Source organism: Microcoleus sp. T3_D1, assembly GCF_036700405.1.
Taxonomy (GTDB): Bacteria; Cyanobacteriota; Cyanobacteriia; order Cyanobacteriales; family Microcoleaceae; genus Microcoleus.
In genome coordinates this window covers 1-1,325 of sequence record NZ_JAUBOV010000203.1, presented here as the reverse complement: position 1 = coordinate 1,325, position 1,325 = coordinate 1, and the positions used below count along the sequence as shown (strand labels likewise).

General features: G+C 40.0%; 1 protein-coding gene. It reads left to right on the top strand.

Annotated elements, in window-relative coordinates:
• Positions 1 to 579: 579 nt before the first annotated feature.
• Positions 580 to 1,325 (top strand): CHASE3 domain-containing protein (locus tag QT992_RS33375; RefSeq protein WP_333378760.1); only part of this gene is annotated, 746 nt, incomplete at its 3' end.

Here is a 1,325-nt window from a genome sequence, read left to right as displayed (position 1 = left end):
GGGCGATCGAATTTCTGCCCTTAAACAAATCCTTCGCAGTAACTCCAGATCGAACTAACACCCGCCCGAACCGCATTTCCTAGACCAACAGCACCGAACCCAGCACCAGCGTCACTACTATTATTTCCATGAACTCAAAATTTTGTTGCTTAACTAGATTTTAACACGCTCTGCGATCGACTTGAACCCCAATCAATAGTGGGAGAGAGGAAAAGTGGGGGAGAGAATTTGACGATTTTTGGGTTTGGTTCCTGAATTTCCAGCTACAATCGAATAAACAGGATTTATGCAAAATCAAAGCAGGCAAAACAACCCTTAATCCTAAAGACTTTGACCTGCATCGCTTGCTCCACATTAAGTTTTGCCAGATTTTTCTTGATGAGTCTGACTCAATGGTTGAGTTGGTAAAGCCAAGAAAGCAAAAAGAAGCGCTGGAAGTTTTTCCACGAAAAAAGGGGCCTTAATTATGAATTAGTATTAGGGATTAAATAACTACTTGGGTGAAAAACATCAGGAAATTATTGACGCTGCAACTTCCCCCCACAAAAGTCAACAACGAATCAAGGAGTAGAAAGTGCAATGTTGCACAATATTATTCGGCTTAGTAAAGTAGTTCCGTTGGGCTTCGGCTCCATTTTTTTCTTAATGATTAGCATCGGATTTGCCACTAAATTGAGTATGGATAAGTTAGCCGAAGCTATTGAGTGGCAAACGCACACTTATGTAGTAAAGACAAATTTGCAAGCCCTAGAAAAAACTTTATTGGATGCTGAAACAGGACAGCGAGGGTTTATCTTCGCTGGAAAGGAGGAATTTTTAGAACCTTACAAAAAGGGAAGCGTCGCTTTTTATAAAACAGTAAATGAGACAAAAGACTTAGTAAAAGATATCCCTGAACAAGTTAAAACTTTGGAGGAAGTTGAAAATTTGGGTCAGCAAAAACTCGATGAATTAGCGGAAACTATATCCCTAAAAAGGGCTGGTAAAGAACCAGAGCTAAGAGCCTTGGTGATTTCAGGTAAAGGCAAGATATTAATGGATGAAATTAGGGATAAGCTGGCAGAAATGCTTACGGTAGAAGATGCTTTACTGGTTCAACGAACAAAATTCGCAAAACAGTCGGAGCAATTAGCGACGACTGTTTCTATAGGAGGTACGGTTGTTGCTGTAGTATTGGGTTCATTTATTATATTATTTATTTTTGATAAAATTATCCGACCAATCAATCAGGTAGCAAATACGATCGCCAGTTCTTCCACAGAGATTGCGGCCACAGTAGAACAGCAGGAACGCACAGCTACACAGCAATCTAGCTCTGTAAATCA